Annotated in this window: 21 protein-coding genes and 2 pseudogenes; 5 read left to right on the top strand and 18 right to left on the bottom strand. The window is 48.4% G+C overall.

The window, feature by feature from the left end; genetic code table 11:
- Window positions 1-21: 21 nt before the first annotated feature.
- On the top strand, window positions 22-1,068 hold the full coding sequence (locus SOHN41_RS18580) for a polysaccharide deacetylase family protein (protein WP_007652032.1): 1,047 nt from the start codon (window positions 22-24) through the stop codon (window positions 1,066-1,068).
- On the opposite strand, the gene SOHN41_RS18575 is transcribed toward SOHN41_RS18580, so the two are convergent.
- The 5 genes from SOHN41_RS18575 to SOHN41_RS18555 all read right to left on the bottom strand — a co-directional run bounded on the left by SOHN41_RS18575 (window position 1,069) and on the right by SOHN41_RS18555 (window position 5,034).
- Window positions 1,069-1,701 carry an SCO family protein gene (locus tag SOHN41_RS18575; protein ID WP_007652030.1) on the bottom strand — a complete coding sequence of 211 codons (633 nt, stop codon included), beginning with the start codon at window positions 1,699-1,701 and terminating at the stop codon, window positions 1,069-1,071.
- Window positions 1,702-1,735: 34 nt separating this feature from the next.
- Window positions 1,736-2,641, bottom strand: coding sequence for a heme o synthase (gene cyoE / locus SOHN41_RS18570; protein WP_007652028.1), 906 nt, complete (start codon window positions 2,639-2,641; stop codon window positions 1,736-1,738).
- Between the two features lie 14 nt (window positions 2,642-2,655).
- A complete protein-coding gene (locus tag SOHN41_RS18565; RefSeq protein WP_007652027.1) occupies window positions 2,656-3,633 on the bottom strand; it encodes a COX15/CtaA family protein in 978 nt (325 codons plus the stop codon).
- Window positions 3,633-4,178, bottom strand: coding sequence for a hypothetical protein (locus tag SOHN41_RS18560; RefSeq protein ID WP_007652025.1), 546 nt, complete (start codon window positions 4,176-4,178; stop codon window positions 3,633-3,635). Before SOHN41_RS18560 ends, SOHN41_RS18565 begins: the two co-directional genes overlap by 1 nt.
- Before the next feature lie 91 nt (window positions 4,179-4,269).
- Window positions 4,270-5,034 carry an SURF1 family protein gene (locus tag SOHN41_RS18555; protein WP_007652020.1) on the bottom strand — a complete coding sequence of 255 codons (765 nt, stop codon included), beginning with the start codon at window positions 5,032-5,034 and terminating at the stop codon, window positions 4,270-4,272.
- On the opposite strand from SOHN41_RS18555, the gene SOHN41_RS18550 reads away from it, so the two are divergent.
- Entirely contained in the window at window positions 5,033-5,251 is a 219-nt protein-coding gene (locus SOHN41_RS18550) for a DUF2909 family protein (RefSeq protein ID WP_007652022.1), read from the top strand. The two genes, SOHN41_RS18555 and SOHN41_RS18550, sit on opposite strands and share 2 nt — an antisense overlap.
- Before the next feature lie 3 nt (window positions 5,252-5,254).
- On the opposite strand, the pseudogene SOHN41_RS18545 reads toward SOHN41_RS18550, so the two are convergent.
- The 6 genes and pseudogenes from SOHN41_RS18545 to lexA all read right to left on the bottom strand — a co-directional run bounded on the left by SOHN41_RS18545 (window position 5,255) and on the right by lexA (window position 11,378).
- Window positions 5,255-6,131: pseudogene (locus SOHN41_RS18545) on the bottom strand (cytochrome c oxidase subunit 3).
- Window positions 6,128-6,709, bottom strand: coding sequence for a cytochrome c oxidase assembly protein (locus tag SOHN41_RS18540; RefSeq protein WP_007652014.1), 582 nt, complete (start codon window positions 6,707-6,709; stop codon window positions 6,128-6,130). Before SOHN41_RS18540 ends, SOHN41_RS18545 begins: the two are co-directional and overlap by 4 nt.
- A gap of 1 nt (window position 6,710) precedes the next feature.
- The gene (gene ctaD, locus SOHN41_RS18535; RefSeq protein ID WP_007652013.1) at window positions 6,711-8,303 is read right to left on the bottom strand and encodes a cytochrome c oxidase subunit I; all 1,593 of its coding nucleotides are present in this window, start codon (window positions 8,301-8,303) and stop codon (window positions 6,711-6,713) included.
- A 9-nt stretch (window positions 8,304-8,312) separates the two neighbouring features.
- On the bottom strand, window positions 8,313-9,845 hold the full coding sequence (gene coxB / locus SOHN41_RS18530; protein ID WP_007652011.1) for a cytochrome c oxidase subunit II: 1,533 nt from the start codon (window positions 9,843-9,845) through the stop codon (window positions 8,313-8,315).
- 403 nt (window positions 9,846-10,248) lie between these two features.
- Complete coding sequence (locus SOHN41_RS18525) at window positions 10,249-10,761, bottom strand: cell division inhibitor SulA (protein WP_007652010.1); 513 nt, start codon at window positions 10,759-10,761, stop codon at window positions 10,249-10,251.
- Window positions 10,758-11,378 (bottom strand): transcriptional repressor LexA, encoded by a 621-nt coding sequence (gene lexA, locus SOHN41_RS18520; RefSeq protein WP_007652009.1) that lies wholly within the window; start codon window positions 11,376-11,378, stop codon window positions 10,758-10,760. Before lexA ends, SOHN41_RS18525 begins: the two co-directional genes overlap by 4 nt.
- A gap of 160 nt (window positions 11,379-11,538) precedes the next feature.
- Here lexA and plsB point away from each other — a divergent pair, with 160 nt between their 5' ends.
- From plsB to SOHN41_RS18505, 3 genes are all read left to right on the top strand, one after another.
- Entirely contained in the window at window positions 11,539-13,962 is a 2,424-nt protein-coding gene (gene plsB, locus SOHN41_RS18515; protein WP_007652008.1) for a glycerol-3-phosphate 1-O-acyltransferase PlsB, read from the top strand.
- Window positions 13,962-15,218, top strand: a complete 1,257-nt coding sequence (gene mtr, locus SOHN41_RS18510; protein WP_007652007.1) for a tryptophan permease — start codon at window positions 13,962-13,964, stop codon at window positions 15,216-15,218. The genes plsB and mtr overlap by 1 nt, the downstream gene beginning before the upstream one ends.
- A gap of 153 nt (window positions 15,219-15,371) precedes the next feature.
- A complete protein-coding gene (locus tag SOHN41_RS18505) occupies window positions 15,372-16,145 on the top strand; it encodes a VOC family protein (protein WP_007652006.1) in 774 nt (257 codons plus the stop codon).
- 174 nt (window positions 16,146-16,319) lie between these two features.
- Here the strand turns inward: SOHN41_RS18505 and SOHN41_RS18500 are convergent, their stop codons facing one another.
- From SOHN41_RS18500 to SOHN41_RS18470, 7 genes and pseudogenes are all read right to left on the bottom strand, one after another.
- A complete protein-coding gene (locus SOHN41_RS18500) occupies window positions 16,320-17,462 on the bottom strand; it encodes a ribonuclease T2 family protein (protein WP_007652005.1) in 1,143 nt (380 codons plus the stop codon).
- A 165-nt stretch (window positions 17,463-17,627) separates the two neighbouring features.
- Window positions 17,628-20,777: an efflux RND transporter permease subunit gene (locus SOHN41_RS18495; protein ID WP_007652003.1), complete on the bottom strand. Its 3,150-nt coding sequence runs from the start codon at window positions 20,775-20,777 to the stop codon at window positions 17,628-17,630.
- Between the two features lie 9 nt (window positions 20,778-20,786).
- The gene (locus tag SOHN41_RS18490) at window positions 20,787-22,331 is read right to left on the bottom strand and encodes an efflux RND transporter periplasmic adaptor subunit (RefSeq protein WP_007651997.1); all 1,545 of its coding nucleotides are present in this window, start codon (window positions 22,329-22,331) and stop codon (window positions 20,787-20,789) included.
- Between the two features lie 21 nt (window positions 22,332-22,352).
- Window positions 22,353-22,614: pseudogene (locus SOHN41_RS18485) on the bottom strand (heavy metal-binding domain-containing protein).
- Between the two features lie 200 nt (window positions 22,615-22,814).
- Complete coding sequence (locus SOHN41_RS18480; RefSeq protein ID WP_007651992.1) at window positions 22,815-23,255, bottom strand: hypothetical protein; 441 nt, start codon at window positions 23,253-23,255, stop codon at window positions 22,815-22,817.
- A 109-nt stretch (window positions 23,256-23,364) separates the two neighbouring features.
- Window positions 23,365-23,820: a DUF2057 family protein gene (locus SOHN41_RS18475; protein WP_007651990.1), complete on the bottom strand. Its 456-nt coding sequence runs from the start codon at window positions 23,818-23,820 to the stop codon at window positions 23,365-23,367.
- A gap of 100 nt (window positions 23,821-23,920) precedes the next feature.
- Entirely contained in the window at window positions 23,921-24,283 is a 363-nt protein-coding gene (locus tag SOHN41_RS18470) for a hypothetical protein (protein ID WP_007651988.1), read from the bottom strand.
- Window positions 24,284-24,641: the final 358 nt, after the last annotated feature.

Here is a 24,641-nt window from a genome sequence, read left to right as displayed (position 1 = left end):
AATTTCAGAGGTGTTCACATTATGGTTAAACGTGCGCTGTTGGCACTCATAGGGCTAATGACGTTTTCTGCCCATGCCGTGGTCATTCTGCAATATCACCATGTATCAGAAACCACTCCTGCGGCCACTAGCGTGACGCCCGCGCAATTTCGTGAGCAAATGCAGTTTCTAGCCGATGATGGCTTTAAGGTGATCCCGCTTTCTCAGGTGGTTGAAGCGATCAAGCAAAAACAAGATTTACCGGCGAAAACAGTCGCGATTACCTTCGACGATGGTTATCGCAGCATAGCCACTACGGCGCATCCTATCCTAAAGGAATTTGGATTCCCCTACACCTTGTTTGTGGCAATTGAGCCGATTAAACAAAAGTTTACCGAAATGATGACCTGGGATGAGTTGATAAAGTTATCCAAGGAAGGCGCCGATATCGCTAACCACAGTTGGGCCCACGAACATTTGATCCGCGCCTTAGAAAATGAATCACAGGCGCAGTGGCTAGCGCGGGTAAAAGCCAATATTTTAGACACAGAAAAAGCCATCTTGGATGCCACTGGACACAATTTCAAAATGCTGGCTTATCCCTATGGTGAATACAATCAAGCCTTGCAGGATATGTTAACCGAAAATGGCTTTATCGCCTTGGGGCAACAATCGGGTGCCGCCGGGCCCTATTCGCCATTAACGGCACTGCCGCGTTTCCCTGTTGCGGGACAATATGCTGATTTAAAAAGCCTTAAGGCCAAACTATACAGTTTGAATATGCCTGTGATTGCACAGAGCCCAAGTGATCCTGAGTTAAAGGGCGGCCACTGGCGCCCTGAGCTAAAAGTCACCCTCGATATGAGCGATATCTCAGCTAAACAAGTGATGTGCTACATCCAAGGCCAAGGTTCAAAACAGCCGACTTGGCTCAGTGAAACCGAGTTTAGTGTTCAAGCGGATTTAGCCTTACCTGCGGGTCGTTCGCGTTATAACTGCACTGCGCCGAGTAAGGCGCGCAATGGTTACTATTGGTTTTCCCAGCCTTGGGTGCGACCAAAGGACGATGGCTCTTGGGTCAAAGAGTGATCAACGGCTCGGTTGGTATTGCGCCACTATTTTTTCAAAATCGCTAATCAATTCCTCATTTAACACCTGCGGCGGTTTGCCCAATGCTGCCGTAGGTTTAAATACTGCGACTCGCGTTCCCTGCGGCGACACCAACACATAACCCGCACTATGGTCGACTTGATAGTTTTCCCCTTCACCTACCATGGCATAGGTCAGTCCTAAGCTGCGGGTGAGCGGGAAGATTTGTGTCTGCTCGCCCGTGACCGCTTTAAATTCTGGATTGAAAAAATTCACATAGGTCAGGAGTTTATCCGGTGTGTCCCGTTTGGGGTCTACGGATAAAAATACTACCTGCAAGGGTGCAATTTTGTTTAACTCGGGATAAGCCGCCGCGAGTTTATTCAAGGTCGTCGGGCAAACGTCGGGGCAAAAGGTAAAACCGATAAAAAATAAGCTCCATTTTCCCTGCAAACTGGCGTTGGTAAAAGCCTGCTTGTGTTGATCGACCAATTCAAAGGGCGCTATTTCATAGGCCTGCGGGAACAGAAATCCGTTCTTTAGCTCGACCGGTTTTGGGGGATCCAATTTCACCGCAAATAGGCCGCCAAGGCCGACTAATAAAATGGCGGCGACTAAAATTCTTTTCTTCATTATTCGCTCCATCAATACAGGTTAGCGGGGCAAACTAGCTCCACAAATAGTGGTCGAGCAGTAATGCCATGAATAACAACATTAAATGGTAGATAGAAAAGCGGAACACTTGCATCGCTAAACCATCATGATCCCGATATTTAAGTTGCCATGCTTTATAGATAAATCCGCTACTGAGCAAACTAGAGCAGACAAAATACACGGGCCCACACATGCCAACCAGCACAGGCAATAGGCAAGCAATCGCCAGCAATACTGTGTAGAGCAAGATGCAGGTTTTAGTAAATTCGACACCGTGGGTAACCGGCAGCATAGGAATATCCACTTTGGCATATTCGGCGCGTCGGTGAATGGCCAGAGCCCAGAAATGTGGTGGCGTCCACGTAAAGATGATGATCACTAACAACAGCGCATGGCCGTGAAATTCGTTCGTCACCGCCGTCCAACCCAGTAGCGGTGGCATGGCGCCCGCAAGGCCGCCGATCACAATATTTTGCGATGTCGCGCGTTTCAAGTAGGCCGTATAAACCAAGGCGTAGCCAATCAGGCTAGCAAAGGTCAGCCAAGCCGTGAGTGGATTAACCAAGGAATATAAGACGATAAAACCAAAGCTACCTAAGGCAGCGGCAAAAATTAACGCACGTGTGGCCGAAATGCGTCCCTTAGGCAATGGTCGATTGTAGGTGCGTGCCATTAAGCCATCGATACGGCGATCGATCAGATGATTGAGCGCCGCTGCCGAACCCGCCATCATGGCAATGCCAAGCATACCTGCGAGCAGAGGTTGAACGGGCACAGCATGGGGCAGCGCCAAACACATGCCGACTAAGACAGTGAGCAGCATGAGTGCGACTACTTTAGGTTTGGTCATTTCAAAATAGGCGCGCCATGTCACGCCGAACGTGGGCTGGCTACTGGTGATTGAGAGTGGTTTTGCCATCTTGGTTCCCTCGCTTATGCTTTGCGCCATAAAAAATAGTTGATTGCGACTAAGGTGAGCAGCAGTAATGCCGCCCCGCCGTTGTGAGACACGGCAATGCCGAGTGGTAAATGCATTACTACGTTAGAAATACCTAAGCTCACTTGTAGGATCACTAACCCTACTAATAAGAGGCTTATGGCCCTCATCCCCGTGCTGCTTACAAATAATCGATAGGCGAGCACGAGTAGCAAACTGGCGGTGACGATAGCGCCTATTCTGTGGGCAATATGGATAGTCATCCGCGCCTGGTAATCTAACACTCCGAACTCGAAGCTAAGGTGCTGGCCCTGAAAAGGTGAAAATGCTTTGGCTATTGCCAAATTATTCATCCAGTTACCTTCGCAAATGGGCAAAGATGTGCAGGCGAGCGCCGCATAGTTTGACGAAGTCCAGCCCCCCAGCATGATCTGACCAACAAGGACGAACAGGCTCACCAATGCCAACGGTGCCAGACTTCGAGCATGGGTTTCGCTATTAAAGATCCGCCTCGGTCGGGTTCGAAGATACAGGAGTAACAGTAGTGAAATCAGGCTGAAACCACCAATAAGATGCGACATCACTACTATGGGCATGAGTTTCATCGTCACTGTCCACATGCCGAGTGCGGCTTGAAAGAGGATCAGTAGCACTATGATGAGCGGTAACTTTTTTGGTGCTTCTGGGGTTTTTAAACATAAAACGAAAATGAACAACACCAGTAAGCCAAGCCCGCCGGCGATATATCTGTGGATCATCTCCAGCCAAGCTTTCTCTGGGTGAATATCATGGTCGGGGAAGATATTTTGTGCATGGGCGATTTCATGCTCTTGAGTCGGCACTTTGACATGGCCGTAGCAACCTGGCCAGTCGGGGCAGCCGAGACCTGCGTCCGATAGGCGGGTATAAGCGCCCATTAAGATCACCAATAAGGTAAAGACTAAGGTTAAGCGAAGGGTCCAAGTTAGCCGCATCAATCTACCCTCGACAGTTTTAGCAATTTACGCAGATCCGCAATCAGGGCCTTGCCTTGGGCTAAATGGGCTTCTCTGCCCTGCACTTGGGGGTAGCGCAGCACTAAGCTGCCTAAGGGATCAACTATGATCAGCTGCTGTTCATCTAACCAATGGCTTAAGCCTGCATTGGCGGGACGAGTGTTGAAGTTAAAGGCGCTTAAAGCATTAAGATCGCTGTCGGGATGGGTGAGGATCAGCGGTTCGACTCGCGCCTGGTCTGGTCCTAGTGCAGTATGGCTTTGGCGTAAAATATATAGGCGTTCACGGCAAGCATCGTCACATTGGGCGGGCAGTAAATACAGCAGTTGCCATTCTTTGGGGATGGGATTTTCAACCCCAAGGCTGGCATAACTGGTTTCGGGATTGATCAGCTCGCCATGATTGGTGGCACCACCGTGGTATAAATTCAAGCTCAGCACTAACTTGGCTATCACTACGGGCGCGATAAACGCCAGCAGCAACAAACCCAATGCCTTGTGTTTCGATTTACTCTGGGAGTTCATACTTGCTCCTCTCATTCAAATTATCCCTAATTTATTGTTTTATATTTATTTAGTTTTTATTTGTGTCTTGCTAAGTATGGTACGAATTTCCCTATTCGCTCCTTGAGTTTGAGATTGCTTCGGCACTATGGCGTTTTACATACTGAATCCCTTGCCACAACATCAGCCCCGCAAACACGGCCGCCATCGAGAACCACTGCAGCGCATACCCCCAATGTTTTTGCGCCGACAGCGGGAAGGGCTGCCAAGGATGTGGCAAGGCGAGGGTGGGTAACTCATCCGGTTGCAGTACTGCACCTAGCAAGGGATGACCTAACATCTGTGCCATTTCCGGCATATTCAAATTCTGAAAGCGAATACTCGTCCCCGTTTCTGCCATGAGAGTCTGACTCAAGGGATTGATTTGCTTTTGATAAAGCCTTCCTTCGATATTCAATTCACCGCTCAGTGGGGTGATGTGGGGCAACTCACCACGGTGGGAACCTGCGGCGACAAAACCTAATTCGACCAGTAACCAAGGTTGCCCCGCCTCCACTTGCAGAAGCTGAAAGGCTAAATAGCCCACTTGGCCTGAATAGATTTGGTTATCCAGCAGCCAAATTTGCGAGCTAGCGGCTGTGGCGTGCACTTGTAGGCGATAACCTGTTACGCCTTCCTTATCTATTTTGAGTTGGAGCTGCTCAAAACTGAGTGGCAGTAAGGAGTGCCTCGCTTCCATTTGGGCTAACAGCATGGTTTTTTCTTCACCGCGGGCTAATTGCCATAGACCCAGCTTGACCAAAATCACGAATACAGCCACAGTCAGTATCAGCAAAAACACCGTTAATTTATTCAGCAGGACATAAGGATATTGCATGAATACCCTGTTTATTTTTAAGTTAGCCCTAGTTCTGCTGTTGCTGTTCATCATTTTTAATCTAGGTAGAGCCTTATTTATTATGGTTAAAGGGGACGATAAAGTGCCTATGAGCCGTTATCTTGGTCGCCGCGTGATCTTCTCTGTGCTCGTTATCCTGCTACTGCTGGTGGCCCTAGGGACTGGGTTAATTAGCCCCAATCCCACGCCTTACTAGGTCTTAGAGTACATAGACGAAAATAAACAAACACAGCCAGACCACATCCACAAAGTGCCAATACCAACTGCCAGCTTGGAAGGCAAAATGCTTATCTGCACTAAAGTGACCCTTCAACACTCTGAAAAACAACACTAATAAAAATACCGTTCCTAGGGTCACGTGCATGCCGTGAAAGCCCGTTAACAGGAAGAAGGTGTTGCCATAAACTCCAGAGGTCAGGGTAAGCCCCATTTCACGGTAGGCGTGTATATATTCTTCGGCCTGCAAGGCAAGGAAGCTCATCCCCAGAAGTATGGTGATCCCGAGCCACAGTGTGATGGCGGAACGCTTACCTTTTTCTAGGCTGACATGGGCAAAATGTAAGGTGACGGAGGAGGTGAGCAGTACGACAGTGTTGATTAACGGTAGGCCATTCCACGGCATAGCTTCAGTTTTTGTGCCATCTGGGGTAGTGAGTAACGGCCAAACGGCTTCGAACTGTGGCCAGAGCACTTCATGGGTCATGGCATTATTCGAGGCGCCACCGAGCCAAGGTACAGCGACCATGCGGGCATAAAACAACGCCCCAAAAAAATGCGCCGAAGAACATCACTTCGGAGAAAATAAACCAGCTCATGCCTTGGCGGAATGATCTATCCATTTGGTGGGAATAGAGCCCGGTCGTTGACTCGTTGATCACGGTTCTAAACCAACCAACCAACATAAAGAGGATCACTGCGATGCCAGCGAGCAGTATATAGCCACCACCCGATGCCCCCGATTTGAGTTGTTGCACAAAGTTTCCTGCACCAAAGGCGATTAAAAACAAGCCTATAGCACCAATGATGGGCCAAACGCTTTGGGCGGGAACATAGTAAGTTTCATGTTTTGTGGTCATTTTGCAGCTCCTTGCTCTATGGCAGACGCTAACTGCTTGTCGGTAATGTCGTAGAGGGTGTAAGAGAGGGTCAGAGTGTGGATGGATTCAGGTAACTGAGGATCCACAAAAAAAATGAGCGGCAACTCAGCGCTGGTCGAAGCTGCTAAGTGCTGTTGATTAAAGCAAAAACATTCAGTTTTATTAAAATATGCTGCGCCTTGGCCGGGTGATATAGAGGGTATCGCCTGACCGACAGTAGCTCTGTCTGACACATTGCGTGCCAAAAAAGCCGTGTGTATCAGTTCGCCGGGGTGGACTTCGAGCCGCTTGGTTTGCGGCTCAAATTTCCATGGCATACCCGTTTGCACTTGGGAGATAAATTCCACAGTGACAATACGGCTAGTATCTACGGTTATCGCCTGATAACGACTGGCGGTATTGGAGGTTTTTCCGTTGATCCCAAGCTTCTCACACAGCACATCGTATAGCGGCACCAGCGCGAACCCAAAACCAAACATACCAATACAACCTATGACTAACAGGCTGATCAGTTTACGATTTGACTTAGGTTTATTGGGCTGGTGATGGTTCGCCATTTCATTTCACCTCAGGTGGTGTCGTGAAGGAGTGATAAGGCGCAGGGCTTGGCAATGTCCACTCTAAACCCTCGCTGCCTTCCCAAGGTTTAGCGGGAGCCTTTTCGCCACCACGGATGCACTTGACCACTAACACTAAGAAAATCAATTGCGATAAACCGAAAGCGAACCCACCAATCGAGACAATTTGATTGATATCGGCAAATTGAATCGAGTAGTCGGGGATACGCCTTGGCATACCCGCAAGCCCAAGGAAATGCATCGGGAAAAACAGCACGTTGACTGAAATCACCGAACACCAGAAATGCCATTGTCCCAGTCGCTCGTTATACATGTGCCCCGTCCACTTAGGTAGCCAGTAATAGGCCGCCGCCATGATGGAGAAAATCGCCCCGGTCACTAACACATAATGGAAATGCGCTACCACAAAATACGTGTCGTGGTATTGGAAGTCGGCAGGTGTAATGGCGAGCATTAACCCCGAAAAACCACCAATAGTGAAGAGTATGATAAAGGCCACGGCGAACAACATAGGGGTTTCGAAGCTGAGTGAACCGCGCCACATAGTGGCTACCCAGTTAAACACTTTTACCCCTGTTGGCACCGCAATCAACATAGTGCAATACATGAAAAACAGCTCGGCAAACACTGGCATACCTGTAGTGAACATATGATGTGCCCACACGAGGAACGACAGAATAGCAATACTGGCCGTCGCATAAACCATTGATGCATAACCGAAGAGTTTTTTGCGGCTGAAGGCAGGTACTATGGCGGAGATAATACCAAAGGACGGCAAGATCATGATGTAGACTTCGGGGTGGCCGAAGAACCAGAAAATATGCTGGAACATCACAGGATCGCCACCGCCCGCCGCGTCGAAGAAGCTAGTGCCAAAAAACTTATCGGTCAGCACCATAGTCACAGCGCCTGCGAGTACTGGCATTACCGCGATCAGCAGGAATGCTGTGATAAGCCAAGTCCATACAAACAGTGGCAGTTTCATCCATGTCATGCCGGGGGCACGTAAGTTCACTATGGTTACAATCACGTTGATTGCACCCATAATCGAGCTTATCCCCATGATATGAATAGAGAACACGAATAGTGCCGTGCTGTCAGGGCTGTAAGTAGTAGATAGTGGCGCGTAGAAGGTCCAACCAAAGTTAGGCCCACCACCTTCCATAAACAGTGAACTGAGTAGAATGGTAAAGGCAAAGGGTAAGATCCAAAAACTCCAGTTATTCATCCGTGGCAGCGCCATGTCGGGCGCACCAATCATCATAGGGATCAGCCAGTTGGCGAGCCCAGTAAAGGCAGGCATCACAGCGCCGAATACCATGATCAGCCCATGGACTGTGGTCATTTGATTGAAGAAGTTGGGCTCGACCAATTGTAATCCGGGCTGAAACAGTTCGGCGCGGATCACCATGGCCATAGCGCCACCGGTTAAAAACATAATGAAGCTGAACCATAAATACAGAGTGCCTATGTCTTTATGGTTGGTGGTTAGCACCCAGCGCATGATGCCCTTTGGCGCACCATGATGATGGTCATCATGGGCTGCGGTTTGATCTTGAGTCATTGTGCTCATCATAATCCCCTACTGTCCATGGCTTGCGATATCAGCAGGTTGCACTGTATCGCCGGTATTGTTGCCCCAAGCATTACGTTCATAGGTAATGACGGCCGCGAGTTGCTGTGGGCTGAGTTGTTTGCCAAATGCCTGCATAGCCGTGCCCGTTTTGCCGTGCATCACAATATCGAGATGATTGCTGACGGGCCCCGTGGCGATAGCGCTGCCAGCGAGTGCGGGGAAGGCGGGGGGAACTCCTGCTCCCGTCAATTGATGGCAGGCCGCGCAAGTGGCGGCGTAGACAGTCTCACCTTCGGCCATCAGGGCGTCATGGGTGAGTGTAGGGAGGCTAGCGGGATCGATAACTGCAACTGGCTCAGGTTCAGGTGTTGGGGTCGTATTGGCTGGTGCGGTAGCAGACGCCTGGGTGCCAGCACTGCCGTTCATATGCGCGTTGACATCTTTAGCCTGCACAGCATCGCCAGTATTGTTGCCCCAAGCATTGCGCTCATAGGTAATAACTGCGGCAATTTCTTGTGCAGTCAATTGCTTACCAAAGGCCTGCATGGCTGTACCCGCTTTACCGTTGAGCACGATTTCAAGGTGTCCGCTAAGTGGCCCCGTTGCTATCAGGCTACCTTTGAGGCGTGGGAATACGCCTTGTAATCCCTCTCCATTGGGTTGGTGGCAGGCCGCACAGTGTCCTAGGTACACTTGCTCACCTTGGGCCATCAGTTCTTCTTTACTGAGGGTCTGTGATAATGCCGCTTGGGCTGCAGCTGCAGCAGCACCTGCGGCTTGTTTTTGTTCCGTTACCCAAGCATCGAATTCCGCTTCGGGTAGGGCTTGCACTACGATAGGCATAAAGCCATGATCTTTACCGCAGAGTTCGGCGCATTGACCGCGGTAAGTGCCGGGCTTATCTATACGAGTCCAAGCTTCATTGATAAATCCAGGATTGGCGTCTTTCTTCACCGCAAAGGCTGGCAACCACCATGAATGGATGACATCTTCAGAGGTCATCAGGAAGCGAATTTTACGGTTTATTGGCAGGACGAGCGGCTTATCGACCTCCAAAAGGTAATTTTCCCCTTTGGCTTCGGTACCGTCGATTTGTGCTCTGGGGGTGGCAAGTATGCTGTAAAAATCAATGTCTTGATCGAAATAGCTGTAATGCCATTTCCATTGGGAACCCGTGACTTTTACGGTGAGATCGGCATTGCTGGGATCTTCCATCGCAATTAAGGTCTTTGTCGCTGGAATCGCCATTAAGATCAATATAATAAATGGCAGAATGGTCCAAGCGATTTCGACTTTAGTGCTTTCGTGAAAGTGGGATGCGACCGCACCTTTGGATTTTCTGTGGTTGATCATGGCGTAAACCATGGCGCCAAAGACCACTAGGCCGATCGCACCACAGATATACAAGATGGTCATGTGCAAGTGATAAACCTTGCCACTGATCTCGGTCACGCCGGGGGTCATGTTGAACCGCGTATCTGCGGCGGCCAACGGTGGTGCAAATAACACCACGAGTAAACAATACAACAATTGCTTCACAAGACTTCTCCTCTGCCAATTGCGAATAGCAACTACAAAGAAGAGCAACACAGTAAGTCTCAACTCTATGCAAACTCTTCAGTTCCCAAAAAAGCGTTTTTGACTTCAACGTGCGTTGGCGGCTGTTACTTTTAATTAAGTATTATTACTGCTGGTATTAGCCACGCTGGCACATACGACTGAAATAAATCTGTTCTCTATTTTTAGTGGCATTTTGAACTCGATAATGGCTCGATTTATTTGCCACAGACGGCGATATATCATCTCCGACTTAACCAACCATACTTGCAGTTTAAATATTGATCAAGATCACTTATTTTTCTAATTGTCTGAAAAATTGCCAAAAAAAAGCCTCACATTCATAGGTGAGGCGGCTTTCGCGGTAAAATATAGCGTAAAAAAATTAATGCATAGAGTTGAAAAAAGCTTGTTGCTTAAAGTGTGTTTGTTGCTCGAGCCTAGTATCACAGCGTAAGTGACTATTCACCTCTTCGAGCACTATCCCCATTGCGCGGGCACTCTTAGCGACAATTTGTAGACGACGATTATCGCGGGCATCCAGTGATTGCGTCCAAGTAATGACCGCACTGGACGTACCACTCGTCAGGGCTTTTTCCATTGCCCATAGTGTTTCAACCTCATCCTTAGCATGGACTAACAGAATCCGATCCATACGCACCCCTGCGTTAGCCAAGAGCTGCTTATAACCAATGCTTGGAGGATTGATAAGTACAACCCATCGCCCCTGTTGGCTGAGTTGTGCAAGCTGAGCGCTTAATTGCTTTAGCTCGTGCTGTCCTTGAGTTTGGGTTGGCATACAGCTAATAGGGATATGTTGCCAGTCGGTATCAGTATCTCGTACTTCATCTAACCATAAACCTGGATGGCGTGGGGCATTGCCGAGTAGTTTGTTCATAGCCAATCTCCATTACGGATCACACCGACGGCGAGTCCTTCAATTGTTAAACTTTGAAAACTTAAATCGACTTTAATTGGCGAATAATCTTCATTTTCGGCGTGTAGATAGACTAAGTTGCCTTTTTTTTCGAAGCGTTTAACCGTGACATCATCGTCGACTCTAGCGACAACCACTTGGCCATTTCTTGCTTGTTGTACTTTATGAACGGCCAGCAAATCCCCCTCGAGAATACCGATATTCTTCATGCTGTCGCCTTTCACGCGCAGTAAAAAGTCGGCGGCGGGATGGAACATGCTGGGGTCGACTTGGTAGTACTGCTCAACATGCTCTTGGGCGAGTATAGGTTCACCTGCGGCAACTTGGCCGATAAGCGGTAGGCCAGATTCAGTGACTTCTTCTTCCTCTGCGGGGAGACGGATACCACGAGACGTACCGGGCATGATCTCGATACAGCCTTTTTTCGCTAACGCTTTAAGGTGTTCTTCAGCCGCATTGGCGCTCTTAAAACCTAAACGTGCAGCAATCTCTGCCCGAGTAGGTGGCATACCTGTATCGGCAATATTTCGTTTAATCAGCTCTAAAATTTCAGCTTGGCGTGGCGTCAAGGGTCTCATGGTGGTTCCTGTTTTTCTATACAGTTACTGTTAGTATATACAGTATTGTCGGTAGTGCAAGTATTAACCACTTTTTAACGATATCGGAGAGTATTAGCGAATATTCCCCAGAGTCTGGTATTCTATTGGACTAGTGAACGTACTTAATTGCATAAGAATAATGCCTAAACAAGACTCTCTTTGGTTGAAATCATTACGTTGGATCCAAAAACACTTAGTGCACACTATTGTGGTGCCTCAGGATCCCTTTGCCGATCTGAATCTGGATGCTTCCAGACCCCTTGCTTATGTCATGAAAACAGAATCCATTAGTGATATTGCGGCATTGAGCGAAATCACTGCAAAGCTAGGGCTGCCCAGTCCCTACGAACCTTTAGTGGCGAACGGTGTTGTGGCTCCCCGTGTCGTTTGCCTCGAGGGACGCAAGCCATTGTTCGGTGAACGTGCCAGTAATGCGCCTTTCCTAGAGTGTTTTATGCGTTTATTGGCTGTGCATAAGGAAAAACCTGAACTGGATATCCAATTGGTGCCTGTCAGTCTGTATTGGGGCCGCACGCCGGGTAAAGAAGACGATACCATGAAGGCGGCGGTATTGGAGCGTGAAAATCCCACTTGGCTGCGCAAGTGTTTAATGATTTTATTTTTAGGTCGGCATAATTTTGTGCAGTTTTCGAATGCTGTGTCACTGCGTTATATGGCCGACGAGCATGGTACTGATATGGGCATCGCCCATAAGTTAGCGCGGGTAGCACGGGTGCATTTCCGCCGTCAGCGCAAGGTGATGACAGGGCCTGTGTTGCCAAATCGTCAGGCGCTATTCCATTCGTTGCTCAAGTCAGAATCCCTGCGTAAGGCCATTCAAGAAGAGGCGTCCAGCAAGAAGATTTCTGAAACCCAAGCCCGTGAGATGGCGATTGAATATTTAGATGAAATTGCGGCAAATTATTCAGACAGTTTAGTCCGTATCGCAGAGCGTTTCTTGACTTGGTTATGGAACAAACTTTATAGCGGGATCAATATTAAAGGTGCAGAGCAGATCCGCCAGTTGCACCACGATGGCCACGAGATTGTCTATGTACCCTGCCATCGCAGCCATATGGATTACTTGCTGTTATCCTATATTTTGTATTACCAAGGCATGGTTCCGCCGCATATCGCCGCTGGCATTAACCTCAACTTCTGGCCAGCAGGGCCATTGTTCCGCCGTGGTGGTGCCTTCTTCATTCGCCGCAGTTTTAATGGTAATAAGCTGTATACCGCAGTATTTCGTGAGTATTTAGATCAACTGTTTGCTAAGGGCTATTCGGTGGAATATTTCTCCGAGGGGGGCCGTTCACGCACGGGACGTTTGTTGGCGCCCAAAACCGGCATGATAGCGATGACGATGAACAGTGTGCTGCGCGGGATTGAGCGTCCTGTGACCTTAGTCCCTGTGTACTTAGGCTATGACCATGTGATGGAAGTCGCCACCTACCATAAAGAATTGAGCGGTAAGAAAAAGCAGAAAGAATCTGTTTGGCAAGTCGTTGGCGCTATTCGTAAATTAGGTAATTTTGGCCAAGGTTATGTGAACTTTGGTGAGCCGATAACGCTGCAAAACTTCTTAAATGAACGGGCTCCTAATTGGCGGGCGGAGCTTGCCGATGACCCTGAACAAAAACCGAGTTGGTTAACACCTGCGGTCAACGTGCTAGCGAATCGGGTGATGACGCGCATTAACGATGCCGCGGCCGCCAGTTCTGTCACCCTGACCAGTTTAGTGTTATTGGCATCGGAGCAAAACGCCCTCGAACGTTGCCTGCTTGAGCGTCAGCTAGATCTGTATCTGACTTTATTGAAACGAGTGCCTTACACTTCTTTTACCTCAGTTGCCGAAGGTGATGGTAAACATTTAGTGTTGCAAGGCCTTGAGCTCAATAAATTTTCAATTAATGCCGATCCCTTAGGTGAAATCGTGTCTATCGATGAGAGTCAAGCCATCTCTATGACTTACTATCGCAATAACATTATTCACTTATTTATTATTCCGTCATTGATTGCGAGTTGTTTAACCCACCATGAGCCAATTCAGCGGCAGCAGATCCTCGCGATAGTGAATGACTTTTATCCGCTGTTAAAAGCCGAACTTTTCATGGGCATTAAGGATTTGCCTGCCTATGTCAATCAAGTGTTGGACCTCTTTGTCGAGCAAGGTCTAGTGACCGAGCAGGAGGGGTTATCGGTAGTGACGGAACACACCAGCCAGCTGCTATTACTTGCGGGTTCTGTGAGTGAAACTCTGCAGCGTTATGCGATTATTTTCAATTTGTTAGCCCATAGACCTAAGATGGAACGCTCGGAACTTGAGTCTGAAAGCCATCTACTTGCCCAACGTCTAGGGGCATTGCACGGCATTACTGCACCGGAGTTTTACGATAAAAAACTCTATGGTACCTTAAGTGTTAAGTTGAAAGAGTTAGGTTATCTTTCTGATAAAGAAGATAAATCTGATATTGAGCGCATTCGAGATCAAGCCAACGGCCTATTGAGAGCCACAGTGAGACAGACGATTGTAGCGAGTGTCACTGCGGAGCACATTGTTTAATGGCAAATCATATGAATGCGGCTAAACATAAGCCCGCAGGTAAGTCTTTGCTCGGTGGCGCCATGATTATAGCAGGCACAACCGTGGGGGCGGGGATGTTCTCCTTGCCTGTGGTGGGTGCTGGTATGTGGTTCGGCTATTCGATTTTGATGTTACTCGGCATTTGGTTTTGCATGTTGATGTCGGGCTTACTCTTGCTCGAAACCAATTTGCATTTTGAACCCGGTGCCAGCTTCGATACTTTAACTAAACAAACCCTAGGGCAGTTTTGGCGGATTGTGAATGGCGTTTCTATAGCCTTTGTGCTCTATATTTTGACCTATGCCTACATCAGTGGCGGCGGGTCGATTGTGAATCACAGCTTGCAGGGTATGGGGATAGTATTACCCCAAAGTGTGGCGGGATTAGTATTTGCCATTGTGTTGGCGAGCATAGTGTTAATTAGCACTAAGGCCGTGGATCGTATTACAACCATTATGCTCGGTGGGATGATCATCACTTTCTTCCTTGCTATCGGCAATTTGTTGATTGAAATCGATGTGACTAAGCTATTGGAGCCTGATGGCATCCAGCCTTTTGCGCCCTATTTATGGGCGGCGCTGCCTTTCGGTCTTGCCAGCTTTGGTTACCATGGCAATGTGCCCAGCTTAGTGAAGTATTATGGCAAGGACTCCTCCACTATTATCAAGGCCATTTTCATCGGTACTTTTATTGCACTGGTCATTTATGCCTGTTGGTTAGTGGCGACTATGGGCAATATTCCCCGTAGCCAGTTTAGCGATATTATCGCTCAGGGGGGCAATATGGGGGTCTTGGTGGGCGCTTTGTCTGAGGTGATGGCGAGTAGCTGGTTAAACAGTATGTTAACCCTATTTGCAAACCTAGCCGTGGCTTCCTCTTTCCTCGGTGTGACCTTAGGCCTATTCGACTATCTCGCCGACTTATTTGGCTTCGATGATTCCCGTTCCGGGCGGATGAAAACTGCATTAGTGACCTTTGTGCCGCCGACGATTTTGGGATTGCTGTTTCCCGATGGTTTCCTTATCGCCATCGGATTTGCGGCATTAGCAGCGACAGTGTGGGCTGTGATAGTGCCAGCACTGATGGCCTATAAATCTAGGCAACTATTCCAGGACAACACAGGTTTTAGAGTGATAGGCGGTACACCGCTGATTATCCTTGTGGTGTTATTTGGCATAGTCACAGGCGCCTGCCATTTACTGGCGATGGCGGATTTACTGCCGCAATATTCCTAGTTTATTTATGCCGCCTAAGCCCTCATTTGAGGGCTTTTTGTTTTACCTCTTAGCCTCATGCTCACAACTCTCTTCTCTTTTTAATTCGGAAACTGGACAGAACGAGAAACTCCAGCTTAACTCCTACGATTGAGACAAAAATGGGAGCCAATAATGAAGATTACTCAGTACGCACAAGGACATGCATGTTGGGTCGAACTCGCAAGCCACGACTGGCAAGGTGCTAAGGCATTTTACCATGCCATGTTTGGTTGGAATGCGATTGAGATGCCCATTCCTGAGGGGCATTTCTCGCTGTTCAACCTAGATGGTGACGATTTGGGTGCCATGTATCAAATACCGAGTTCAGAGGCACATATCCCTAGCCATTGGCGGATCTATTTTGCCGTGCGAGATATTGATGCTTGTATTGCAGATATTCAGTCCGCTGGGGGGCAACTGCATATGGGGCCGCATATTGTGGGTGATGCGGGGACTATGGCGCAGGTCAGCGATCCCGAAGGGGCCCGCTTTGCCCTATGGCAAGCTAAAAACCATATAGGCGCACGTCGCCAAGGTGAGGTTAATACTCTCTGTTGGGTCGAATTAGCATGTCGAGCCCCCCGCAGTGAAGAGGCTTTCTATTGCAAAATCTTCCCATGGACAGCCCTTCCCAGCCAAGTACCTGATATTGAATATATTGAATGGCAGGTCGCTGGCCAATCTATCGGTGGCATGATGACGATAATGCCCGAATGGGGAGATATTCCTGCCCATTGGATGCCGTATTTTGTGGTGGCAGACTGCGATATTTTTGCTAGCAAAGCACAGAGTTTGGGGGGGCAGATTTGTGTTCCGCCGAGTGATATTCCCGAGGTGGGCCGCTTTGCTGTGATTACCGATCCCCAAGGTGCGACGTTTGCGGTAATTAAACTGGATCAAATGTGATCAGATAAGGCATAGACGCCTAAATAGCGGTTTCGAATTGTAGATCATTCTATAGGCTGCAGGGTATGGGTAAGCAGGCTCTCTGCGCCATGGTGAGCATCGCATAGTGATTCGCTGCGATGTAGCATAATTAGGAGCAGTTATTTAGTGGGCGTCTATTGGTCGTTATACAGGTTAATTGGGGTTATCAATAGTGATCACCTCGGGGCAGGAGCCTTTTTTTGCTCGATTGGCTTTGGCGAGCAGGCTAGGTAGGGAATCTGAGGCTTTAATGACTTCGGGCAGGTTAATGCGAATTTCACTCAATAATCCCTTAGCACATTCTAGGCTGACTTTTGTGTGGGCTCCTTGACCGAAGCTGGTATCAAAGCTTTGGTTTAGCTCACTTTGACTGACATTCTTACCTATGTTGTTATTAATAAATTTTTGCACCCATGCCGAGGCATTGACCGCTTGTGTGAGTTGAGTCGCCAGCAAAAAATATTCGTTAGGATCTAGGCTGCGGTAAGTACCGTGCTTCCACCATTCGTGACGTTCTAAACAGGTGCCATAGCGAGCGCTTGGCATCACTTCTTCTAAATTTTTGCGAACCGATGGATTAAGTTCAAATTCTGGATAAGTACAGAAATCATTCGGTTGCAGTTTTACCGTGCTGCAATAGCCATAGCGAGTACCGCACTGCTGTCTATTCGGCCACAGTCCGTGCAGGCTGAAGTGTTGCCATTGGTTCGAATCTGGCGTTTGGCTTAGGGCGCGGCATTCGGCTTTACGGCGGCCATAGAGTTCACAAAAGGTGCTTTGCCAGCTTAACGCCAACACGTGTGAATCAAAATTACCCTCGATTTGGCATTGATTGGCTTGACGCTTTTCTGTAGTGCCCTGTTCTTTAAGGCTATCTTTATTTTTTGCTTTGATGTCCGATGCCGTGGTCGTTTGCGCCGGTTCCACCGTTGTTGCAGGTGTTGATACATTACTGCCAGCAACATTAGACAGATACTGACCACAATCGCCACTGATCCAACGCATAGGAGATTTAACGGCGTTGGTGCGCACTCGCAGCCAATCAGGTTTAGCGCTATTGCCGAGGATTTCGAGTACGGGGTAGCGCTCACCAATATTGCTTTGCCATAGATCTGGATTCGTCTGCTTATTTTTCGATTGAAATAGCTCACAGCGTTTATCGGCAACAAATTCGCCGCTTGCGGGCGCGGCAAAGGCGGGGAAGGAGTAAGCACTCAATGCTCCAAGTACACACAAGAGCAATATGAATAAGCAACTTAGGGGCTTTTTGACTATGACTGCATAGAATGGGGCCATTGAGCGGATCCTTGCCTGAGCGTAGAGCAATTTATTGGGTTGGCATACATTGAGTGGTGATTTTAGGTTTTTTGAGCCAATTTGATAATAAAAATCCCCTCAATCCTATTGGTATTGAGGGGATGTGGGATTATTGAACTGAGGTAGTTATGATCCTATATTCGGCTACTCTAATGGCTCAATGTCGTTTTTAAGTTTACGCGAGTAAATCAGTAGATAGAGTGCGGGCAGGACAAATAGCGACAGTATAGGGGCTGTGACCATACCACCAACCATAGGTGCGGCGATTTTTTGCATCACATCGTTACCCGAACCTGCGCCCCACATAATGGGCAGTAGGCCGAAGAAGATGGTTGCTACTGTCATCGCTTTGGGGCGAATGCGCATGACAGCGCCTTCGATTAAGGCTTCTTTTAGATCCTCAACGCTGTGGTAAGTATTTTTCTCTTGCCTGTGCTTGATGGCGTTATTGAGATATACCAACATCACCACCCCAAATTCGGCGGCAACGCCCGCCAGAGCAATCATACCGACGGCGACGGCCACTGAGATGTTGTAATCCAGTAGATACAACAACCAAGTACTGCCGACCAAGGCAAAGGGTAGACTCAACATGATAATACTGGCCTGCATAGTGGAGCCGAAGGTCATCATCAGCAGGATGAAGATCACGCCTAAGGCCATAGGAATCACTTGTTTGAGCTTAGCATCGACCCTTTGCATATATTCGTACTGACCCGCAAAGCTATAACTGTAACGGGGCGGGACGACGAGTTCGGTTTCTAAGGCTGTTTTGGCGGTGGCGATATACTCACCGATAGACGTGCCCTCGATATCGATAAATACCCAGGAGATTAAGCGGCCATTTTCACTCTTTAACATAGGCGCACCATCGTTGATTTCGATATCGGCCAAGTTGCGCAGCGGCAGATAATTCCCCGACTTCGTTATCACTGGCAGCTCACGCAGTTTCTCGATATTGTCGCGTAACTCCCGTGGGTAGCGTAGGTTGATGGGGTAACGCTCTGCACCTTGCACCGATTCGCCAACATCCATGCCGCCAATGGCGTAACGCACCACATCCTGAATATCCTGCAAAGTCATGCCGTAACGGGCGGCCACATCCAGTTTAGGGCTGATATCGATATAACGCCCACCGCCACTGCGTTCCGCGTAGGCCGATTTAGTGTGTGGTACTTTGCTGAGTATGGCCTCAATCTTGGCCCCCAAGGTTTGTAGTTCATTGACATCGGCGCCAGTGATTTTTATGCCGACGGGGGTTTTTATCCCAGTTGAGAGCATATCGATACGGGTCTTGATGGGTTGCACCCAAGCATTGGTGAGTCCCGGTACTTTTACCGTTTGTTGCAGCTGGGCAATGATGCCGTCCAGCGTCATGCCCTCACGCCATTCGTCATGGGGTTTGAGCATGATTGTGGTTTCGAGCATGGTCAGCGGGGCTGGGTCGGTCGCGGTTTCGGCGCGGCCTACTTTGCCAAACACGCGGGCTACTTCGGGCACGGTTTTGATCAAACGGTCGGTTTGTTGCAGCACTTCGGCGGCTTTGCTGGCACTGATCCCAGGTAGCGCCGTTGGCATGTAGAGTAAGTCGCCTTCTTCGAGAGCTGGCATAAACTCGCTGCCCATACGGGTCATGGGATACCAAGCACTGGCCAGCGCGACTAAGGCTAGCATCAGGGTGATTTTAGGAAATTTAAGCACCAGTTTGAGTGAAGGTTGGTAAAGCGCGATCAAGAAACGGCTAATGGGGTTGCTGCGTTCGCTGGGGATTTTTCCGCGAATAAAGTAGCCCATTAAAATCGGTACTAAGGTGATCGACAGGAACGCCGCTGCAGCCATGGCGAAGGTTTTTGTGTAGGCCAGTGGCGCGAATAATCGACCTTCCTGCGCCTCGAGTGCAAACACGGGGACAAAGCTTAAGGTGATGATAATCAATGAGAAAAATAGCGCAGGGCCAACCTCGTTCGAGGCTTCTGCCACTATACGCCAATGTTCCGTTACACTGGGTTGTCGCTCATGTTCGGCTTCAAAGTGCTCTAAATGCTTGTGCAGGTTTTCGATCATCACAATCGCGCCATCCACCACGGCACCGATGGCGATGGCGATGCCGCCAAGGCTCATAATATTGGCGTTAACACCCATCTTATTCATCACGATAAAGGCGATAAGAATGGATAGAGGCAGGGTGATGACCGCCACTAGAGTCGAGCGTGCATGCAGTAAAAACAGTAGGCAGACTAAGCCGACTACCAACATTTCTTCGACCACTTTGCTAAACAGGTTATCAACGGACTTAAGGATCAGTTGGGATCTATCGTAGGTTGGAATGATCTCCACACCTGCGGGTAAACCCGCTTGTAACTCGTTAAGTTTGGCCTTGACCGCATCGATAGTGGCGAGGGCGTTTTCGCCGTAACGCATGACCACAATACCGCCAACGACTTCACCTTCACCATCGAGTTCGGCAATGCCGCGGCGTGAAGCGGGCCCCTTACGCACCGTGGCGATGTCCTTAAGCAACAACCCAGTGCCAGACGGGCTAGTAACACCTAAGGGGATTTCACGGAAATCCTCCAGAGTTTGACGATAGCCTTTGGCGCGCACCATATATTCGGCTTCGGCCATTTCGACTACAGAGCCGCCAGCTTCACTGTTGGCTTTACCTATAGCTTGTTTAATGGTGGCAATATCGAGCTTATAGATCGCCATTTTATCGGGTTCGAGTACTATCTGATAGGTTTGCTCCATGCCACCGACGGTGGCCACTTCAGACACGCCCGCCACGCTTTGCAGCTCTAGCTTGAGATACCAATCCTGCAAACTCTTGAGTTGCGATAAATCTAAATTACCCGAGCGATCGACTAGCGCATATTCAAACACCCAGCCCACCCCTGACGCATCTGGGCCGAGTGAGGGTTGTACGCCCTGAGGCAAACGACTGCTGATCTGACTTAAATATTCCAGCACCCGTGAGCGCGCCCAGTAGATGTCGGTGCCATCTTCAAAAATGACATACACATAGGAGTCGCCAAACATAGAATAGCCACGCACGGTTTTGGCACCGGGTACGGCTAACATGGCGGTCGACAGTGGATAAGTCACTTGTTCTTCAACCAATTTAGGTGCTTGGCCTGGATAAGGTGTTTTAATGATCACTTGCACGTCGGATAAGTCCGGCAATGCATCTAGCGGCGTCTTGCGCAGTTCTTGCACACCCCAGACAGTGATCATGACGGCGATAATCAGCACCATAAATCGCTGCCTGATCGACGCCTCGATAATATATTTCAACATAACGCGCTCCTAGTGCTGATGACCGCTGCTTAAACGCATTAAACTGCCCTTGAGGCTGGCTTCGGAGTCGAGTAGAAATTGCCCCGAAATCACCACACGTTCACCTTCATTCAGGCCTGAAATAATCTCGGCCTTACCTTGGCTCATCATGCCGACGGTTACGGCCTTGGCGGTAAAGCTGTCATCGGCTTGTTTGACTATCACGCGGTTTTCTTTACCCGTTTGGATTAAGGCTTCCTGTGGGATAACTAGCACATCTTTATTCGGGCCACCGAATAGCGAGACTTTAGCTAAGGTCTTAGGTCTTAAGGAAACGTCGGTATTGTTGAGTACCACCCGTACCCGCAGGCTACGGGTCACAGGATCCAGCTCGGGGTAGATGTAATCGATAGTGCCTTCGATGCCACTGATATTCATGGCAGGGACGGCAATTTCGGCATTTTGACCTTTGGCAATCCAGCTTTGCTCGTTCTCGAATACGTCGGCAATCACCCAGACTTTAGAGAGATCCACCACAGACATGACTTCGGTCGACGGTTGAATATACATGCCATCACGCACATTGAGGGCTTTAACGACGCCATCTTCCCTAGCGTAGAAAGGCACTCGATACTGGGTTTGATGCGACTCGGCTAATTGTTTGATTTGTTTATCGGTAAAACCGAGGAAGGATAAGCGCAAACCCGCATTGCGAACCAAATCTTTGTAGCGGCCTTGACCGTTTGCCTTGGAGGTGTCCATGGCGAGCAGGTAGTCGTCTTGGGCATTGATCAAATCGGGAGAATAGATCTCATACAGTAATTGGTCTTTCTTAATTGGATCCCCGACGGATTTGATCATTAGCTTTTCAATCCAGCCTGTGACGCGGGCGTGGATATGGGTGATCTGGCTTTCGTCGTAGTCGATTTGACCGACAGTTTCGACAAATTTCCACAGGGTATCACGTTCGACTTGGGCCACTTTTAGGGCGAGTGCCTGCTGCATGCTACCGGAGACATTGATATTGATCTCCTGAGTATTGCCACCCGTTTCGACTTTCTCCAAGTTCATGCCACAGATTGGGCAAGTGCCGGGCACATCGCTGATGATATGGGCATGCATAGGGCAGACATATTTAATTGTCGTCCCTTGGCTTTGGGCTTTGACTAAGCTGTCGGCCTTAGGTGTTGGAGTGTCGAATACCTGACTCGAAGCCTTGGCAGTCGTTGTCTTTTCTGGCTCAGATGCTTGGTGATCTGCAGCTTGATGTTCTGCATGCTCAGTAGCCGAATTAGCGCCATCTTGTTGCTCAACTAAAAACATATTGCACTTAGGACAGCGGCCAGGCTCATGGCTGAGCACTTCGGGGTGCATAGGGCAAGTATAAGTTTTTACTTGATTTAATGGGTTGTTATTAGGTTTATTGGCTTGGTTAGTCGTTGTGGCTTCGGTCGCAGTGGGTTGCTGCGTATTCGCCAGTTGGGCATGACTCAGCCAAGGCGCCCCCATCAGTAGGCTGCTTAGGAGCAGAACGGCCTTAGGGGCTTGCTGCTTTACTTTATTAAATTGGTTCATATGCCTCATCTCCAGCCCAGCTTAGTGGTGTTCGTGCGCTTTGTGCATCGTACCTTCAGCTGTTTTTGCTTCCGTCGCTTTGGGTTCTAAGTTCATACCACATTTTAGGGCAAGTATCGCCTTTAGTGCCTGTGACTTCGGGGTGCATAGGGCAGCTATAGGTCTGTGCTTGTTCCTGTGGGCTCGCATTGTCGTGGTGATGCTCATGGGGTGTTGTCGTCGCAAACACGCCTGTGCTGGTCATTAAAAATGCCACTAAGGCAAGATTAGTTAAGGTTTTCATATTGTTCACTCCATCGGATTAATGGCCGAATATGAGTACATAAACGCTACTGAGCTTACCCCTTGTTTTTCAAAACGAAAGGCTAATCGATGCTCAATACTCGGTTTTTGCTTAACTCTGGGTGCTTAAGGTTTAGGTGCACCACACTAAACGGCAAAATAAATAATTAGTTTTGTTAGCCCTGAAAGGGCACGGTGGGGCTAGGCTATCGGAGGCTTGAGGGCCGAAGATAACGAGATAGAGTGGAAATGAGGCATAGGAGTGGCCATTGCAGTATCGCTCATGCTCACACTTGGCCAAAGGTGTGGGCTGAATAGAGTACCAGCGACTGAAATCGTCAGACAATGACCACAATCATTTGAACATGATGTGGTGCCATCACAGCAATGCTGCTTCGCGCCGGGAAGCATTTTATCGTTACAGCAATCCGCGTTGGCCATTGAATGGGAGTCAGGATGGTTCTCCGTGTTCATCTGCATCATTGCAGTATGATCCATTCCTAGATTGGAAGTACTATGCACCATCGCACTCATATCCATAGTGTGCGACACCATAGCGTGACCATTAGACATAACACTTTGCCCGACGAGTGCGAGTAAAGTGAAGATGACTAAAAAGTAACGACCGAGTGTGTGATACATAAGTATTCCAAATAATGAACGGTTCGATTCTAGCATAGAGGCATTATGCTGCAATGAGTTAACTCACATTTCAGCACATGCCTCAGATTAAATATTTAACTCATCTAAATTAGAAAGCGGGATTGCTTGCTAACATTTTCGCCATCAGTTGGCTGTGGTTTTGTAGTGGATATTCGCCCGCTTTGTCACCATTAATACTGAGTTGAATCGTAGGATATTTAATAAACTGGCGCGCGTCAGTTTCAGTAACTATTTTGGGCTGGGTGATTTGGTAACTATCATTCGCCTTCACATCCAATATTAAGTAAAGCGGCTCTGATTTAACCCAGTTGCCACTATCATCGGCGCGATAATCAAAAATATCCTGATATTTTAGCTCGAGCAGTACTTTTCCAGCGGAGAGTTGGATAGGTTTAAAGGGTGTTGCGGGCACACCATTGATACTGATAACACTGAGCGCATCTGTGCTTTTCAAGCTGGCGGCAGTGACCGAGGTGCTACTTAATAAGGCGCCGATAACGAAAGTAAGGCCTAGTAAGCTTTTGTTCAATAAAGTGGTTTTCATAATAAACTCCAAAAATTCTCTGTACCTCGTTGCGGTGCGGATATGCAGCGGCGCAATCAAAGGTGTTTAGTCGGTTTTACGTTGTAAAAAACGAAAGACGTTACAGTGAATTGGAGGTGGGAGGGGGTGTGGTGAGTCCAAGATCGGCAGTTTGCATCGCCCAGCCTTGGATGGCAATACGCTTGCTTGCTGGGTTGGCGAAGGCCAGTTCTAGCACTGCAGGCTCAAGGTAAAGTGATGATAGGCAATGGGTTTGACAATCACTTATCATGCTATCTTGGCAGTGTTGCAAACAATCGGATGCAGAACAATCTGGCATGGTGCAGTTCATTTCTGCATCCATCATCAGCATGGTTTGATTGCTGTGGCCATTAGTGTTGGCTGAAGTTGGCATAGCACTCACCATCGCCGATTGGGCGATAAGTGAAAATAACAGCGCTATGGTGATCCAGTACTTAGCCATGATAACTCGGATAATTGATTGCTTACCCTTAAAGACCATTGTTGAACGAAAAAAGTTTCATGTGGGATAAATTTTTTTATCCTTCTGCTTTTCCTTCTAGCCATTTTCCTACGCAGATCAAACAATGAAATAAAATGCAGCCTCGATCACATTTTTGTATTCTAAAAATGATTTCATTGCTATGGATTCTTAATGTGGGTCTCAATCGTGAAAATTAGTAACTTGCGATTATGTGATGACTACATTAGCTTTAGTTGAAGTGCTTTGTGGCAACTGTGTAGTTGGTTTTAGCTAATTGTCGTCCCTATAGTTAGAGCTAAGTCTCATTTTGCGCTTTTAAGTTTAATTTAATCGGCAG

This window comes from Shewanella sp. HN-41 (assembly GCF_000217915.1).
GTDB lineage: Bacteria > Pseudomonadota > Gammaproteobacteria > Enterobacterales > Shewanellaceae > Shewanella.
This window is presented reverse-complemented; position numbering and strand designations above follow the sequence as displayed.